This window comes from Marinobacter sp. DUT-1 (genome assembly GCF_050379415.1).
Classification (GTDB): Bacteria; Pseudomonadota; Gammaproteobacteria; order Pseudomonadales; family Oleiphilaceae; genus Marinobacter.
On record NZ_JBNRLS010000005.1, the window covers coordinates 98,030 to 114,184 of the forward strand.

Here is a 16,155-nt window from a genome sequence, read left to right on the forward strand (position 1 = left end):
ACCACTTGAAACAGGGACAAGTGTACGACGAACGCTTCAGAATTGGTCACCGGCAATTGCAACCGGAGTCACATTCCCGCCAGGCGTCGTCAACATATTGCTATTTTTGACAACTATGACACATCCACTTCGGACCGTCAGTCCACACCCTCGCCGGCCGGCCAGGCAGCGTATTCCATGGGCAAATGGCCAAAGCGCAGACAGTAATCCAGCCAGTCGGCCAGGAAACCATTCACCTGAACCTTTTCGTCCGGGTGATGCATGAAGCGGTTGGGATAATCGTTGACCGGTGCGATCTGACGATCCCGGTAACAGCTGATCACCTCCGCCATGGCGGCGTCGTGATACACGCGCACGGTCATCTGGGGATTGTTCAGCCAGCGACCGGAATTGTGGACCTGTTCCAGCAGCAGGGTTTCGGTAAATCGGGCCGTCTGCAGGACCTTGATCCGGACCCGGCCCAGGTACTGGTTCTCCCGGTGCAACTCGAACTCGCACACCGGCTTGCCATCGGCTTCCAGCTGACGCAACTTGCTCAGGCGCTGGTAATTGCCGTCGCACAGGGCGCCAAGCTGCCGAAGATCCGGCACGTAGCGCTGGGGTTTCATGGTCCACTCGGTCATCACTGCTTTCCTTCACGGAGTCTTGAACGGTTCAGTTCAAGCCATTGAAGCGCGATGATAGCGGCAGCATTGTTGATCCGGCCATCGTGGATCATGGCTATGGCTTCGTCTGCGGAAACCACGTGGGCCCGGATATCTTCGTGCTCGTGCTCCATGCCGTACAGGCCGCCGGCATCCCTGGTACTGATGTGGCCACAGTACAGGTGGATCATTTCGGTACTGCCGCCCGGGGAGACGAGGTAATCACAGATCTTGTCGAGCTGGCTGAAGGTGAGCCCGGCCTCTTCCTGGCCTTCGCGTTGGGCGACTTCTTCCGGGGTTTCGCCGTCTTCGTTCATGCCGGCCACGAGCTCGAGCAACCACGGGGACTGGCTGCGGCCGAGGGCGCCGAGGCGGAACTGTTCGAGCAGGACGACTTCGTCCCGGTCGCAGTCGTAGGGCAGCACGCAGGTGGCGTCGCCCCTTATGAAGAGTTCCCGGGTAAAGACCGGCATGTCACGGCCGTCAAATCGCGGGTGGGTCAGCCAGAGCTTGTCCATGCGGAAGAAGCCCTGGAAGACGGTTTCGCGTTTTTCGATTTTGACGTCGCTGTCTTTGAACTGGAACGGTTTGGTCATCGTTCACCCCGGTTGGTAATCGACTTTGAACGATAGCCGGTTGTTGGGGTTTCCTGCAAGCTCACGATCTGGCCTTTCGGCTCCTGACCCAGCCTGATAGTTGCGGGAGCTGGGCGAACCGGGAAGCGCCTCCCAAAACACGCTCCTTCGGCACGTCCCTGTGACGCTTGAGCTCCGCCATCCATGGCTCCGCACAGTTTTGGGAGGCGCTTCCCGATTCACCCGATCTGACGCCCTGCAATGCGCAAGTAGAATTCCTGCCAGAAAGCTAACAGGGCCGTATCGCTTCTAAATTTCCGGTTTCTTAAAGCGAATTCCCGTGAGTCTAGTAGAGCTCGGTGGGTGGCCGGGTTCAGGACTGTGCGGAGCCAAGGATGGCGGAGCCCAAGCGCCCCAGGGATGGGCCGTCAGGAGCGTGTCCTGAACCGGGCCACCCACCGGGCTCCACCCGCGAAGTCACAGTCCTGCGAACCAGAACACCAAGCTATCAGACCTTGTCGTAAAGCTTACCGCCGGACTCCACAAACTCGCGGGACTTTTCCTGCATCCCGGCGTCAATCGCGGAAACCTCGTCCAGCCCGTTTTCTGCCGCGTAATCCCGGACTTCCTGGGAGATTTTCATGGAACAGAACTTAGGACCACACATGGAGCAGAAGTGAGCCACCTTGGCGGAGTCCTTGGGCAGGGTTTCGTCGTGGTAGGCCCGGGCGGTGTCCGGATCGAGGCCGAGGTTGAATTGGTCTTCCCACCGGAACTCGAAACGCGCCTTGGAGAGGGCATTGTCGCGGATCTGGGCGCCCGGGTGGCCTTTGGCCAGGTCGGCGGCGTGGGCGGCGATCTTGTAGGTGATGATGCCGGTTTTCACGTCGTCCTTGTTGGGCAGGCCCAGATGCTCTTTGGGAGTCACATAACAGAGCATGGCGCAGCCGTACCAGCCGATCATGGCAGCGCCGATGCCGGAGGTGATGTGGTCATAGCCCGGCGCGATGTCGGTGATCAGCGGGCCGAGGGTGTAGAATGGGGCTTCGTCGCAACATTCGAGCTGCTTTTCCATGTTTTCCTTAACCAGGTGCATGGGCACGTGGCCGGGGCCTTCGATCATGCACTGGACATCGTGCTTCCAGGCAATCTTCGTAAGTTCGCCCAGGGTTTCCAGTTCGCCGAACTGGGCCGCGTCGTTGGCGTCGGCGATGGAACCGGGGCGCAGGCCGTCGCCGAGGCTGAAGGAGACATCGTAGGCTTTCATGATTTCGCAGATGTCTTCGAAGTGCTCGTAAAGGAAACTTTCCTTGTGGTGGGCCAGGCACCACTTGGCCATGATGGAGCCACCACGGGAGACGATGCCCGTAACCCGGTTAGCGGTAAGCGGGACGTGATGCAGGCGCACACCGGCGTGGATGGTGAAGTAATCCACGCCCTGCTCGGCCTGTTCGATCAGGGTGTCCCGGAAGACTTCCCAGGTCAGGTCTTCGGCCACGCCGCCGACTTTCTCCAGGGCCTGGTAGATGGGCACGGTGCCGATGGGTACCGGGGAGTTACGGATGATCCATTCCCGGGTTTCGTGGATGTTCTTGCCGGTGGACAAATCCATGATGGTGTCGGCGCCCCAGCGGATGCCCCAGGTGAGCTTTTCCACTTCTTCCTCGATGGAGGAAGTGACCGCCGAGTTGCCGATATTGCCGTTGATTTTCACCAGGAAGTTGCGGCCGATGATCATCGGTTCGATTTCCGGGTGGTTGATATTGGCAGGAATGATGGCGCGGCCTCGGGCCACTTCGTCGCGAACGAATTCCGGTGTGATTTCCGCTGGCAGGTTGGCGCCAAAGGACTGGCCGGGATGTTGTTGGTCCAGCAGGCCCTGCTCACGGGCTTCCTGGAGTTTCATGTTCTCGCGTATTGCGATGTATTCCATTTCCGGGGTGATGATGCCCTGGCGGGCGTAGTGCATCTGGGAAACGTTCCTGCCCGGCTTGGCCCGCAGGGGTTTGCGCTCATCCATGAACCGGAGCGGGTCCAGTTGTGGGTCTTTCATGCGCCGGCGGGTGAATTCCGAGGTGTAGCCTTCCAGCTGTTCAACATCGCCCCGTTCGGCAATCCAGCCGGCACGGATGGGCTCCAGGCCTTTGCGCAGGTCGATACTCGCCTCCGGGTCCGTGTAGGGGCCTGAGGTGTCGTAAACGACCACCGGTGGGTTCTTCTCACCGCCCATTTCGGTCGGCGTGTCTTCCACAGTAATTTCCCGCATGGGCACTCGCAGATCGGATCGGCTACCCTGCACGTAGATTTTTCGTGAGCTTGGTAACGGTTTGATGGCGGCGGAATCAACTCTTGCGGAATCGCTGAGGTAGGATGGCAGGTCGGTCATCTTTCGCTCCCGGTAGATGGACTGGGGTTTCGGGTCGCGTATGACGGAGCCTGCATGGGCAGCCAAAGCCACTAGGACTGGGGACTGCTTTTGGGTCATCTGGTCTTAATCCCTACGCCGGTATTATCCGGATCAGGTCGCGGGTTCTGCGATGCAATCTCAGCCGGCCACCCAGGAATCAGGTAAGCCAGCACCCCGTCAAGACGCGAGTGAAATTCGGTTCAGCACACAATTTGTGTGACGTTTGCAAGTGTAGAGGCCAGGGGAATTATTGTCCATAATGGCCAACCATAAGCCCGCCGGATGCACACCCTGGTGCTTGAGAGCACTGTGCGGCCGGTTACCCGGCGTCCCGGACTGACGCCCATGCGCACAGGTATTCAGGAGAAAGAATGAAAAAACGACTGCTTTCCGGACTGATCGGTGTGATGGCTGCCCAACCAGCCCTCGCCATCGACCTGATCGACACCTACGAAAAAGCCCTCTCCTATGACTCCGGCATTGCGGCCGCCCAGGCCAGTTTCGAGGCCCAGCAGGCCGCGAGCGATGTCAGCAAAAGTGCGCTGCTGCCGCAGGTGGGCGCCTTCGGCAATGCCAACCATACGGACCTGGACGGCGACATTCAGGACGAAAGCTACAAGTCCACCAGTTACGGTGTCCAGCTGACCCAGCCGGTGTTCCGGGCCGACTCCTGGTTCCGGTACGACGCCAGCCAGTTCCAGACCGAATCCGCCCGGGCCCAGTACAACCTGGCCCAGCAGCAGCTGATCCTGGACGTGGCCACTGCCTATTTCAATGTACTCAGGGCCCAGGACACCGTCACTACAGCCCTGGCCACCGAAGCCGCAATCCAGCGCCAGTACGAGCAGGCCCAGGAGCGCTTTGATGTTGGCCTGATTGCGATTACCGAGGTATATGAGGCCCGTGCCAGCTATGACGATGCCAAGAGCCAGCGGATTGCCGCGGAAAACCAGCTCAATGTCGCCAAGGAACAACTGGCAAGGCTGACCGGGGAGTACCCGGAGGATCTGGAGAACCTGCGCCGGAACTTCCCGCTCGGTCGCCCGGAACCAATGGACCCTTCGGCCTGGGAAACCACGGCGCTGGAGCAGAACTGGTCCATTCAGTCCGCGCTCTATGACCTCAACGCCAGCGAGGCCAACCTGAAGGTTGCCAAATCCGGCCATTACCCGACCCTGGATCTCACCGCGTCCTACGGTGACAACGAGATTGACGGCGGCAGCCCCAACCAGTTCGAAGGGACCCAGGGCGTTATTGGCCTGGAGCTGAACGTGCCACTGTATACCGGTGGTGGTACCCAGGCGGGCGTTCGGCAGCAACGGTCCCTCGTTACCGTGGCGGAAGAGCAGCTCAACACCGTTCGACGGGACGTCCGGGTGAATACCCGCAGCCTGTTCCTGACCGTGAACAACAATGTCGAGACCGCTTCGGCGCTGTCACAGACCATTATTTCCCGCCGCAGTGCACTGGATGCCACCCGTGCCGGCTATGAAGTGGGTACCCGGAATATCGTGGAAGTGCTGGATGCGGAGCGGGCCTATTACGTGGCGCTGCGTGACTATGCCAATGCCCGTTATGACTACGTGATCAACACGCTGCAGCTGAAGCAGGCCGCCGGCACTCTCAGCCCACAGGATCTGGTGGACCTGAACAACTGGCTGAGCGAAACAGCACCAGGCATTGAAGCCCTGGCCAACGAGGAACAGACCCTGGACGATCCGGCCCGCTAGGGGACCGCTTTGGCGGGCAGGCACACTGCCCGCCACTCACATCAAACCCGCTCGATAATTCCCTCGACCACTTTTTCCAGCGCGCCCCGGTTCTTGTTCACCACTGACAGTGCGCGCCGTCCAATCGCTTCCCGCTCACTGGGGTGACTGAACAGGGTGATCAGGAAGGTCGCCAATTCTTCGGCGTTGGCCACGATCTTGACGCCGGTATCGTCCAGCAGGCGCTGATAGATGGTCTCGAAATTGAACACGTGAGGCCCGGAAAACACCGGGATTCCCCAGCCAGCCGGCTCCAGGGGATTGTGCCCACCCCGTTCAATAAGCGAACCACCCACAAAGGCAATGTCACTGGCACCATAGAGCATCATCAGCTCGCCCATGGTGTCGCCCAGATAAACCTGGGCATCAGCGGGATCCTCGCCACGGGAACGCCTGGCAACGGTCATCCCCCTGGACATGGCCTTGTTGGCCACCGAATCAAATCGTTCCGGGTGCCTTGGCACCAGGATCAGGAGCGCTTCGGGATGGGCAACAAGCAATTCCTGATGGGCGGTGAGCAACTGAGCATCCTCTCCCCCATGGGTGCTGCCGGCAATCCAGACCGGCCGCCCCGCCAAACGTGTTCGGAGATCCCGTGCAGCCTGTCGGACATCCGGTGGTATATCCACGTCAAACTTGACGCTGCCGGTGACTTCCACCTTGTCCGGGACGACCCCGATACGGCGGAAGCGTTCGGCATCCTTCTCGGCCTGGGCCGCCACCCAGCTGATACTCTGCATGATCGGTAACGCAAGGCTCCGGATCCGTTCATAACCCCGGGCAGAGCGTTCGGACAGGCGGGCATTGATCAGGAAAACCGGAACACCGCGGGCCCGGGTCTGGCGTATCATGTTGGGCCAGATCTCGGTTTCCATGATGACCAGGATCCGGGGACGGGTGCGATTGAGAAACCGGCGAATGGAGCCAGGGCTATCGTAGGGTGCGTAGGCATAGCGCACCCGGTTACCGAACATCTTTCGGGCCTGGGCCAGGCCGGTGTCGGTCATGGCCGTCATCAGTATGGTGATCTGCGGGTCCCGCGCCAGCAGGCGCCGCACCATGGGTGCCGCTGCGATGGTTTCGCCGACCGACACCGCATGGACCCAGACAACCGGGCCCGGAAGCCGGGGAACCAGCCCGATGCGATGGCCAAGATCCTGGCGCAGGGCGGGAGCCTTTCGGCCCTGCCACCACAGCCTTAGCAGGATAAACGGCAGGATCAGGCGGATGAGCTGGGAATAGAGAAATTGGAACACGCAGGACTCCCGGCAAAACAGTGCGTTATCATAGCGCAAAAATCGTCAAGGGGCCGCATGGTGCCCCCGGATTCACCCATTGTCGATGCAAGGTTCCCTGTTTTGAAGAAGAAGTACCGCAAACTGCCACGCAACACGGACTTTTCCGCCTACCGGCACCCACGCTGGTGGCCAACCTGGCTTGGTATCAGCCTCATGTGGCTGGTGGCCCAACTGCCAATCCGTCTGCAGTGGTGGCTGGGCAAGCTGGCCGGATTGCTGGCGTGGAAATTTGCACGGAGCCGCCGTCACATTACCGAAGTGAATATCCGGCTGTGTTTTCCAGAGTTGACCGAACAGCAACAGGCAGCGCTCGTGCGCAAAGCCTTCATCGCCAACGGAATCGGGCTGATGGAGCTGGGCATTGCCTGGTTCCGGGACCCGGCAAAGCTCACTGGTATCACCCGCATCCACGGCATCGAGCATTTCGAAAAGGCCCTGGAAGCCGGTCACGGCATACTGCTGCTGGGCGGTCATTACAGTACCCTGGATCTGGGAGGTAGCCTGGTAACTGAATACATCGAGGCCGATGTCATGCAGCGGGATCACAACAATCCGCTGATGAATGCGGTCATGACCCGCGCCCGGGGCCGGCGTTACGGTAACGTGCTTGGCGCCAAGGATCTTCGCGGCCTGTTCCGCAGTCTGAAGAAAAACCGCGCGGTATGGTACGCCACCGACCAGGATTACGGGCGCAAGGATATCGTGTTCGCGCCGTTTTTCGGCATTCCCGCCGGCACCATTACCGCTACCTCACGGATTGCCGAGCGCAGCGGCTGCAAAATCGTGCCGTTCAGTCACTTCCGGCGGGATGACAAGCCGGGCTACGACATCTACTTCCACCCGGCACTGGAGAACTTTCCCAGCGGGGACGACCTTGAGGATGCCACCCGCATCAACCGGATCATCGAGCAGGAGATCCGCAAGGCACCAGACCAGTATCTCTGGATGCACCGGCGCTTCAAAACCCGTCCGGAACCCGACGACCCCGGTTTCTACCGGCGCAAGAAAAAGTAGGAGTTACCATTGAGCATGCAGCCCGAGGAGGATGCACCGGTGGTCTGGTTGGTGACCGACGGCAAGCCGGGGCACCGGAACCAGCTGAAGGGCCTGGGCAACCGCCTGCGAGCTCACACCGGGGCACGCCTCTATTGGCTCGATGCAACCGACTATCAGGTGCCATTGTGGCGCGCCCTGCTCGGAGCGGCGCCGACTCTGCCCGCCGACCTGCCCCGACCCGACCTGATCGTGGCCGCCGGTACCGGCACCCACCGGTTGCTGCTCGCACTCCGACGGCTGGGCAACGCCAAAACCCTGGTTATCATGAAGCCTTCCTTTCCCCTGTCATGGGTGGACGGCGCCATCATTCCCGCCCATGACAAGGTGAAAGCATCTGCAAACGTCCTTGTCACCGAAGGCGTGATAAACCCCATCACTCCGCTGGCAAGGCTGACCGATAACCGCGAGGCCCTGATCCTCATTGGCGGGCCTTCACCCCATTTTGATTGGGACGACGACGCCGTTCTGGCCCGAATCAATGACCTGGTTGCCCGTTACCCGGGCTGGCGCTGGACCCTGAGCGATTCCCGGCGCACACCCAAGGCAATGCGAGAGCGCCTCGCAGACCTGGCTCACCCCAGAGTCACCGTTATGAGCTGTGAAAACACTCACGAGAACTGGCTCAGGCATCAGCTGTCTGCCTCCAGGGCGGTATGGATAACGCCGGACAGCATGTCGATGGTATGCGAGGCCGCCACCTCGGGCGTGCCTGCGGGTCTTCTGGATCTCCCCACCAGACCGGACAGCCGGGTGGCACAAGGAGTCAACCGCTTGGCCGAGGCGGGATTTGTCGCCCACTGGAGCGATCACCGCAGCGTCATGACCAGGAAGGCCGTACCCTCCAGGCAACTCTGGGAGGCCGACCGGGCAGCCAGGTGGGTTATAGAACGGCTCCTCAAAAGCAAACGAAGATCGACAAAAGGAAAGAAAGCGTGAGGATTCTGCAGGCACTACCCGCTCTTTATAGCGGTGGCGTTGAACGGGGCACCGTGGATCTCGCTGCCGAACTGGTTCGCCGCGGTCACGAATCCTACGTGGTTTCCAACGGCGGCCCCATGGCGGAACAAGTGCGGGGGCAGGGATCCACCCATATTCACATGCCGATTCATCGCAAATCCCTGGCTTCCTTCGGCCAGATCCTGCCCATGCGCAAGCTGATTCAGGACCTGAACCCGGACATCATCCACGTGCGTTCCCGCATGCCTGCCTGGATCATCCACCTGGCCCTGAAGAGCCTGCCGGAGGAGGAGCGGCCTGCGGTCATCTCCACCTTTCATGGCATGTACTCGGTGAACCCCTACAGCGCCATCATGACCAGGGCCGATCACATGATCGCCGTGTCGAACTGTGTGCGGGACTACGTGCTGAAAAATTTCAACGTCCCGAAAGAGAAACTCACCGTCATCCAGCGCGGCGTAAACGTGGAGGCCTTCCACAACCGTGCCCTCAGCCAGCAGTGGCTGGATCACTTTTTATCCCGTTACCCCCAGCTGGCCGGCAAGAAAATCATCATGATGCCCGGCCGAATTTCCCGCTGGAAAGGCCAGCTGGACTTCCTCGCCATGATGAACCAGCTGATCCGCCTGCGCCCGGACTGCCATGGCATCATCGCCGGCGGCGCGGAACCGGGCAAGGAACGCTTCCTTGAGGAGCTTGAAAGGGAACGCAGCCGCCTGAGCCTGACCGACAAGGTGACCTTCCTGGGCCAGCGCAACGACATGAACAGCCTGTATCTGTTCGCCGATGTGGTCTGCCATATGTCCACCAAACCCGAGCCCTTCGGCCGCACGGTTACCGAAGCCCTGGCGTCGGGCACCCCGGTGGTTGCCTACAACCGCGGGGGGGCCGCAGAGACCCTCCAGGCCTGCTTCCGGGAGGGCCTGGTACCTCCGGATGACACCGGGGCCTTTGCTGCGACCGTTCAGAAAATTCTCGAGGAGCCGGAGCACGACATCCTGATTCCCGACCGGTTCCGGCTGGAGGCGCAGACAGAGACGACTCTCGAGGTCTATCGCAACGTTCTGGAACAGCGCCATCGCTCATGAAGATTGCCATGATACTGGGCACACCGGGAACCGGATGGGGCGGTATGGAAAAGCACACCGCAGATCTTGCTGGCGCCCTTGCGACGCTTGGCCACGAAGTGCACGTTCTCGCCCATCCCTCCTATCGGCAACAATTTGGTGAACGGATCCAGTTTCATCCCTGTCCCATGCAACTGGGCAGGCGGAATCCCTGGCTCAGTTACCGGGTGCGAAGGGTCGTCAGTGCCCTGAATCCGGATGTGGTCCACGCCCAGGGGAGCAAGGCGGCCACCATGGTGAGCCGTTTGCGACTAACGTCCGGATGCCAGAAAGTTGGAACGGTTCACGGCAGCAAGTCGACCGAGAAGCCTTTCCTGCAACTGGACAAAGTAATCGCGGTGAGCACACCGGTGTATGACAGCCTTACCCACCCCCGAAAATTCCGGATCTTCAACGGAATCGATGTGCAGCAAAGCGATGAAACCGTATCGGGGGTAGAGGAATATCGCCTGCCCTCAGCCATTAACGTGGTTGCCGCCGGCCGGCTCGAGCCGGTCAAGGGCTTCCGGCAGCTCATCTCGGCTTGGCCCGGAGTACTGGCACAGTTTCCGTCAGCGCATCTGACCATCTTTGGTGATGGCAGCGAGAAAACCGGACTACTGGAGCAGGCGCACCAACTGGGCTGCAGCGACTCCATCACCCTGGCTGGCTATCTGACTGGCCTGATGCCTGTCCTGGAGCAGGCAGATCTCCTGGTTATCAGCTCCGAGAGGGAGGGATTCCCCTACATCCTTGTCGAAGCACTGATGACGCAATGCCTCGTTGTATCAACCCCTGTGGCCGGTTGCGTTGAAATCCTCCCCAACGAAGCCATCGCCCCGGACCACTCCGTCACCGCCTTGTCGACCCTGATCATCGCAGCCTTGTCTGCGCCGGGGGAACTCAGGCGTCAGGAGCAACGGGCTTTTGACTACGCCCGAGCCCACCTGACTCTGGAAGCCATGGCCAACGCAACACTGGAGGTCTATGTCGATCCGGTCTCCGACGACTGACCATCGGATTTGCCCAGTGCTTCCAGCTCCGAGAGCATCTGGATCTCCTTTGCCTTCGCCAGGCGCATGAAGTTGCGGTTGGCAGCGGTAATTGACACGCTAAGACCAAACCAGCCGTTGAGAATCTGGCGGTGAATCAGGTAGTACTTGAGGAATTTGAGAGGGAACTCCACGAACAATCGACCTGAGGAAATCTTTCGGCCCCTGGCGGCCATGTACCTGGCCTGCTCGGAAGACAACTGGCAGTACTTGCGCTCCATCTGTTCCAGGGAAATGAGAGTGCGGTGGAGGACATCACCCTTCAAATCGAGCACTTTACCCGACAACACTCTCGGGCGGTCGTCATTGCTATCCTTTTCCGCGTGTATGGCTGCTCTGGACCGATTGTAGAGGCGCAGTATTTTCTTGGTCTTGTCATGACGAAACGGGTGCCCCAGGTTGGGTTGGGACAGCACCCAGCGCATTCGATAACCTGCGACATCCTCAGGTAACGGAGCAGAAAACAAAGCCTTGATATTGGCCACCAGTTGCTCGGAGAGCACCTCGTCCGCATCAAGATCCAACACCCACTCATTTCGGCATAAACTGGCTGCGTAGGCCTTCTGGCTCGCAAAGCCCTCCCAGGGCCGATGCACAACCCTCGCGCCAAACGACCGGGCAATAGCTACGGTGTTATCAGTGCTGCCCGAATCGACCACAACCACCTCATCGGCCCAGTCATGAACCCGCTCGAGGGACTCCGGTAGCCTTTCCTCCTCGTTTTGGGTGATGTAGTAGACGGATAACGGTAATTTCATAATTCAAAACCGCAATAACATGAACAGTAGAATGTTAGCTGGCCTGCCGAAACAAAGCGCCTGTGATAGAATCCGTGGCCATAAATTCTGAGTGATGCTGGACCAACCCAATCCCCGGAGCAAATCCATGATACACCCCGTCATTATGGCCGGAGGCACCGGCTCCCGTCTCTGGCCCCTTTCCAGACAGCTGAACCCGAAGCAGTTCCTGAAACTGACGGACGAGCGGCTGTCCATGCTGCAAATGACGGTAGCCAGACTGGACGGAATGGCCGCAGCAGATCCCCTGTTGATCTGCAACGAAGAACATCGGTTTCTCGCCGCAGAACAGATGCGCCAGTCCGGTTTTGACGATGCCCGCATCATTCTGGAACCCTGCGGCCGGAACACCGCACCCGCCATTGCCCTGGCGGCTCTCCAGATGGTCAACGAGCTCGGTGACGATGACGAAGACCCTCTGATGCTGGTATTGGCCGCAGACCACCTGATTCAGGATGTGACCGCATTCCAGGCAGGCATTTCCCGAGCCGTTCCCCTGGCTCAACAGGGCCGCCTGGTGACCTTCGGTATTGTACCGGGGCACCCGGAGACCGGATATGGCTACATCCACCGCGGTTCGGAACTGGCTCCGGGATGCTTCGCCGTAGACAGCTTCGTAGAAAAGCCCGACCTGGATACCGCCCGGACATACCTCGCTTCCGGAGACTACCTCTGGAACAGCGGAATGTTCCTGTTTGGTGCCCGCCGTTACCTCAAGGAGCTGGAAAAACACCGGCCGGACATCCTCGCGATTTGCCGGGCGGCCGTTGACGATGCAAGCCAGGACCTTCACTTCACCCGTATCAATGCCGGTGTTTTCGCCGACTGTCCAGAAGATTCCATTGACTATGCCGTGATGGAAAAGACCAGCGACGCGGCCGTAGTATCCCTCGATGCCGGCTGGAGTGATATCGGTTCCTGGTCAGCCCTGTGGGAAGTCAGCGAGAAGGACGACCGTGGCAACAGTTTCAGCGGTGATGTGATCGCCCATGAGACCAGCAATACCCTGGTGCGGGCAGACAGTCGCCTGGTCGCTACGGTTGGCGTGGAAGACCTGGTGATCATTGAAACCAAGGACGCGTTGCTGGTTGCCCACAAGGACAAGGTTCAGGACGTCAAGAAGGTTGTGGAGACCATCCGCAACGACGGTCGCCACGAACACATGAATCACCGGGAGGTGTATCGCCCCTGGGGGGTTTACGATTCTATCGACAGTGGCAAGCGCTACCAGGTGAAGCGGATCACCGTAAAGCCCGGAGCCAAACTCTCGGTCCAGATGCATCATCACCGCGCCGAGCACTGGATTGTCGTCAGCGGGACTGCCCAGGTCACCAACGGCGAGAAAACCTACCTGGTCACCGAGAACCAGTCCACCTACATTCCAGTCGGCCAGGTACACTCCCTGGAGAACCCGGGCGTGATCGATCTTGAATTGATCGAGGTTCAGTCCGGTTCTTACCTGGGTGAGGACGACATTGTCCGGTTCGAGGACCTGTACGGCAGAACATGAGCAAGCTGAAGTATTTTCTCATTGCCGGCCTGCTTCGCATCGCGGGCTCAATGCCATTGGGGCTTGCCCAATGGCTCGGAAAGCTCATTGGCCTGATTGCCTGGGCCCTCCCGACCAAATCCCGGAAGGTGACTGACACCAACATCGCCATTTGCCTGCCCGAACTCCCAGCCGACGAACAACATCGGCTCTCGAGAGATTCGATGGCGCATACGGGCATGACGTTGATGGAAATCCCGCTGATGTGGGAATGGCCCGTGGAGAAGTGCCTGGACCTGATCAAGGAAACCCGCGGACTCGAACTCGTGGACGAGGCCCTGGCTACCGGGAAGGGCCTGATATTGCTCGCCCCCCACCTGGGGAACTGGGAACTGGCCGGGCTGTTCTTCTCCTCACGCTACAAGATGGCAGCGCTTTACAGCCCCCCTCACCTGCCGGAATTCGAAGATTACATGATCCGAGTACGCGGCAGACTGGGCTCGGAACTCGTGCGCGGTGATCGGCGCGGCCTGACCCGACTGATGGCCATTCTCAAACAGGGTGGCGTGGCCGGCATCCTCCCGGATCAATCGCCCAGAGGTAAAACCAACGCCTTTGCCCCGTTTTTCGGCATGGAAGTGAAAACCATGACCCTGGTGAGCAAACTGATCCAGAAAACCGGCGCGCAGGCGCTTGTGACCTACGCCGAACGGTTGCCGGACGGGCAGGGCTTCCGCATTCTGGTGACGGAAGCCGAGTCCGGCATGGGCGATGCCGACGCCGTTTTGGCGGCAACCGCACTGAATCAATCGGTTGAAAAAGTGGTGCGGATGTCTCCAGAGCAATACCAGTGGGAATACAAACGACTGCGGCATCGCCCCCCCGGGGAAACGAATCCCTACAACCCGGACCGGGTTTGCTGAGCCACACTCCTGCAAGCTCACCAGATGTAACAAGGACTGATGGAAGCCCAGATGACACGTCTACCCCAATTCCTCCTGCCCGCATTACTCATGACAGGTCTGGGCGGTGCCCTCGTTTCCTCCAGCATCCTGGCCGGCGCCACGGCACTGCTGGCCATTGCCGGGATCACTCTGACGATCCGGAAATCCCTGTACCGGTCCGGCTGGGAGATTCCAAAGGAACTGAGGCTACTCCACTTCGCCTTCTGGTTCTTCGTGTTGGTGAGCTTCTGTTCGTGGACGCTGGAGGGCTTCAGCTACGAGGGAGGGAAAAACCTCGGCACCCATGCCCGCCTTATCCTTTTCTGGCCATTGGTCGTGGCACTCACCTTCGTCGGGATCAAGGCAAGGGGCACCTTTGTGGCGCTGTCCCTGGTATCCATCTCTGTGATCGCCATGTTCCTCCTTGCCCTGGCGGACCGCAATGGCGCCATTGAAAAACTGTTGAGCATCCGTTTCGGCGCGGGCATCAATCCGATCAGCTTCGGCAATCTTGCGTTGCTGGGCGGCATGCTTACCCTGACGGGTGGCTTCTTCTTCGCCCGCAGCAAGCGCCTTGTGCCGGCCACCCTGCTCTTTGTGCTGGGCCTGAGCGCCGTGGTCATCTCGATGCTTTCGGAAACCCGCAGCAACCTGGTCGCCCTGCCCTTCCTCTCACTACTACTGCTGCCGCTGGTCGGCAAAAAGTGGCGCATTGGCGGCGCTGTGATTATTGCAGTGCTGGTAGTCGCTACGGCGATCAGCAGTGACAGGCTATCCCGCTCATTTGATCAACTTTTGGGCGGAGGGAAACTGGATAATTCTATGGAGATCCGGTTTGAGGTCTGGGAACTGGCCTGGAACATGTTCCTGGAAGAGCCCTTCACCGGCGCCGGCATGGGAGGCTACACGCGGGGCGCGGAAGCTGCCGTGGCAGCGGGCGACGCGAGTCGCAGAGTCGGCGCATGTTGCACCGGCCACGCGCACAATGACGTGCTGAACAATGCCGCCATGAGTGGAATACCGGGGGTACTGAGCTGGGCATTCCTGATTTTCATCCCGCTGGTAATCTTTGCCCGCAACCTGTTCAGCAACCACGCTCCCACAGCGCACATTGCCGTTGCAGGTACCATGGTACCGACCGGCTACCTGATGTTCGGGCTCACGGAAGCCACGTTTGACCGGAGCCTGTTCCTGACCTTCTACCTGCTGGCAACAGCCGGCCTGGCTTCAGCTCTGTTCACTGAACTTCGCGCTTCCTATCACCGTGAACGTCGCGTCAAGGTCTCTGCCACCGTCATTACCATGAACGAGGAAGACCATATTGGCGACTGCCTGCAGTCCGCCCGCCTGGTGGCTGATGAAATCATTGTACTGGACAGCGGCAGCTCGGACCGGACTGTAGAGATCGCGCGGCAATATGCCGACGTTGTCGAGGTTACCGACTGGCCCGGTTTCGGCATCCAGAAACAGCGGGCCCTGGACAAGGCAACGGGGGACTGGGTGCTATCCCTGGATGCTGACGAGCGGATCACGCCGGAACTGGCCCGGGAGATCAACCATCACCTGGCCGATCCTGACGCCGATGCCTACAAGCTTCCCTGGGCCGTCACCATCTATGGCAAGCGCCTGGACTTCGGTCGGAGTGGTCGCGCGCCACTCCGGCTGTTCCGTCGGGAGGGCGTCCGCTTTTCGGATGCCCTGGTGCATGAGCGAATTCTCATTCCCGGGGGCCGTAAAACCAAAACCCTCCGGGGACGGCTGACCCATTACACCCACCGGGATTTTGGTCATTCTCTTGAGAAAAGCGCCAAATACGCATGGCTCGGGTCACTGGAGAAACATCGCAGGGGCAAGAAGACCCGGACCATGATCTACCCGACCCTGCGGGGACTGATGACCTTTATCCAGGTCTACTTCATCCGCTTTGGCTTTCTTGACGGCGCGGTGGGTTATCTGACGGCGGTGACCTATGCCCAGGTGACCTTTAATAAATACGCGGGATTGTGGACGCTGGGTCGTCCGGGGAAAGACAACAGGACTGGCAAATAGCTCAGGACAGGA

At 59.8% G+C, this 16,155-nt stretch carries 13 protein-coding genes and 1 riboswitch; of the genes, 8 read left to right on the plus strand and 5 right to left on the minus strand.

All coding sequences use genetic code 11. The annotated features are described in order from the left end of the window. Positions 1–137 precede the first annotated feature (137 nt). The 3 genes from ACQUTG_RS16365 to thiC all read right to left on the minus strand — a co-directional run bounded on the left by ACQUTG_RS16365 (position 138) and on the right by thiC (position 3,605). Positions 138–623 carry a DUF1249 domain-containing protein gene (locus ACQUTG_RS16365; protein ID WP_428920429.1) on the minus strand — a complete coding sequence of 162 codons (486 nt, stop codon included), beginning with the start codon at positions 621–623 and terminating at the stop codon, positions 138–140. Beyond that, complete coding sequence (locus tag ACQUTG_RS16370) at positions 623–1,240, minus strand: NUDIX domain-containing protein (protein ID WP_428920430.1); 618 nt, start codon at positions 1,238–1,240, stop codon at positions 623–625. The genes ACQUTG_RS16365 and ACQUTG_RS16370 overlap by 1 nt, the downstream gene beginning before the upstream one ends. Before the next feature lie 487 nt (positions 1,241–1,727). After that, a complete protein-coding gene (thiC, locus tag ACQUTG_RS16375) occupies positions 1,728–3,605 on the minus strand; it encodes a phosphomethylpyrimidine synthase ThiC (protein WP_428920431.1) in 1,878 nt (625 codons plus the stop codon). A 92-nt stretch (positions 3,606–3,697) separates the two neighbouring features. Then, positions 3,698–3,813, minus strand: a riboswitch (TPP riboswitch). A gap of 184 nt (positions 3,814–3,997) precedes the next feature. On the opposite strand from thiC, the gene ACQUTG_RS16380 reads away from it, so the two are divergent. Then, the gene (locus ACQUTG_RS16380; RefSeq protein ID WP_428920432.1) at positions 3,998–5,356 is read left to right on the plus strand and encodes a TolC family outer membrane protein; all 1,359 of its coding nucleotides are present in this window, start codon (positions 3,998–4,000) and stop codon (positions 5,354–5,356) included. A 41-nt stretch (positions 5,357–5,397) separates the two neighbouring features. Here ACQUTG_RS16380 and waaA read toward each other — a convergent pair whose 3' ends face one another. Beyond that, positions 5,398–6,651, minus strand: a complete 1,254-nt coding sequence (gene waaA, locus ACQUTG_RS16385) for a lipid IV(A) 3-deoxy-D-manno-octulosonic acid transferase (RefSeq protein WP_428920433.1) — start codon at positions 6,649–6,651, stop codon at positions 5,398–5,400. Between the two features lie 102 nt (positions 6,652–6,753). Here waaA and lpxL point away from each other — a divergent pair, with 102 nt between their 5' ends. The 4 genes from lpxL to ACQUTG_RS16405 are packed head-to-tail and all read left to right on the plus strand — an operon-like array spanning position 6,754 to position 10,825. Beyond that, a complete protein-coding gene (lpxL, locus tag ACQUTG_RS16390) occupies positions 6,754–7,707 on the plus strand; it encodes an LpxL/LpxP family Kdo(2)-lipid IV(A) lauroyl/palmitoleoyl acyltransferase (RefSeq protein ID WP_428920434.1) in 954 nt (317 codons plus the stop codon). 15 nt (positions 7,708–7,722) lie between these two features. Beyond that, entirely contained in the window at positions 7,723–8,685 is a 963-nt protein-coding gene (locus tag ACQUTG_RS16395) for a mitochondrial fission ELM1 family protein (RefSeq protein ID WP_428920494.1), read from the plus strand. Beyond that, positions 8,682–9,794 carry a glycosyltransferase family 4 protein gene (locus ACQUTG_RS16400; RefSeq protein ID WP_428920435.1) on the plus strand — a complete coding sequence of 371 codons (1,113 nt, stop codon included), beginning with the start codon at positions 8,682–8,684 and terminating at the stop codon, positions 9,792–9,794. Before ACQUTG_RS16395 ends, ACQUTG_RS16400 begins: the two co-directional genes overlap by 4 nt. Positions 9,795–9,838: 44 nt before the next feature. After that, positions 9,839–10,825: a glycosyltransferase family 4 protein gene (locus ACQUTG_RS16405; RefSeq protein WP_428920436.1), complete on the plus strand. Its 987-nt coding sequence runs from the start codon at positions 9,839–9,841 to the stop codon at positions 10,823–10,825. On the opposite strand, the gene ACQUTG_RS16410 is transcribed toward ACQUTG_RS16405, so the two are convergent. Then, a complete protein-coding gene (locus ACQUTG_RS16410; protein WP_428920437.1) occupies positions 10,798–11,622 on the minus strand; it encodes a glycosyltransferase family 2 protein in 825 nt (274 codons plus the stop codon). The two genes, ACQUTG_RS16405 and ACQUTG_RS16410, sit on opposite strands and share 28 nt — an antisense overlap. A gap of 127 nt (positions 11,623–11,749) precedes the next feature. Between ACQUTG_RS16410 and ACQUTG_RS16415 the strand changes: the two genes are divergently transcribed. Genes ACQUTG_RS16415 through ACQUTG_RS16425 form a run of 3 tightly spaced genes read left to right on the plus strand, consistent with a single transcriptional unit; the run spans position 11,750 to position 16,143 of the window. Then, a complete protein-coding gene (locus ACQUTG_RS16415) occupies positions 11,750–13,171 on the plus strand; it encodes a mannose-1-phosphate guanylyltransferase/mannose-6-phosphate isomerase (RefSeq protein WP_428920438.1) in 1,422 nt (473 codons plus the stop codon). Then, positions 13,168–14,073, plus strand: a complete 906-nt coding sequence (locus tag ACQUTG_RS16420; RefSeq protein WP_428920439.1) for a lysophospholipid acyltransferase family protein — start codon at positions 13,168–13,170, stop codon at positions 14,071–14,073. Before ACQUTG_RS16415 ends, ACQUTG_RS16420 begins: the two co-directional genes overlap by 4 nt. 51 nt (positions 14,074–14,124) lie before the next feature. Beyond that, complete coding sequence (locus ACQUTG_RS16425; RefSeq protein WP_428920440.1) at positions 14,125–16,143, plus strand: glycosyltransferase; 2,019 nt, start codon at positions 14,125–14,127, stop codon at positions 16,141–16,143. The last annotated feature ends 12 nt before the right edge of the window (positions 16,144–16,155 follow it).

What these genes read in the sequence shown, in the direction of transcription:
- ACQUTG_RS16405 (WP_428920436.1), top strand. Translation starts at nt 9,839, where the DNA reads ATGGAAAAGCACACCGCAGATCTTGCTGGCGCCCTTGCGACGCTTGGC.
- ACQUTG_RS16380 (WP_428920432.1), top strand. Translation starts at nt 3,998, where the DNA reads ATGAAAAAACGACTGCTTTCCGGACTGATCGGTGTGATGGCTGCCCAA.
- ACQUTG_RS16370 (WP_428920430.1), bottom strand. Translation starts at nt 1,240, where the DNA reads ATGACCAAACCGTTCCAGTTCAAAGACAGCGACGTCAAAATCGAAAAA.
- ACQUTG_RS16415 (WP_428920438.1), top strand. Translation starts at nt 11,750, where the DNA reads ATGATACACCCCGTCATTATGGCCGGAGGCACCGGCTCCCGTCTCTGG.
- thiC (WP_428920431.1), bottom strand. Translation starts at nt 3,605, where the DNA reads ATGACCGACCTGCCATCCTACCTCAGCGATTCCGCAAGAGTTGATTCC.
- ACQUTG_RS16365 (WP_428920429.1), bottom strand. Translation starts at nt 623, where the DNA reads ATGACCGAGTGGACCATGAAACCCCAGCGCTACGTGCCGGATCTTCGG.
- ACQUTG_RS16410 (WP_428920437.1), bottom strand. Translation starts at nt 11,622, where the DNA reads ATGAAATTACCGTTATCCGTCTACTACATCACCCAAAACGAGGAGGAA.
- ACQUTG_RS16420 (WP_428920439.1), top strand. Translation starts at nt 13,168, where the DNA reads ATGAGCAAGCTGAAGTATTTTCTCATTGCCGGCCTGCTTCGCATCGCG.
- ACQUTG_RS16395 (WP_428920494.1), top strand. Translation starts at nt 7,723, where the DNA reads ATGCAGCCCGAGGAGGATGCACCGGTGGTCTGGTTGGTGACCGACGGC.
- ACQUTG_RS16425 (WP_428920440.1), top strand. Translation starts at nt 14,125, where the DNA reads ATGACACGTCTACCCCAATTCCTCCTGCCCGCATTACTCATGACAGGT.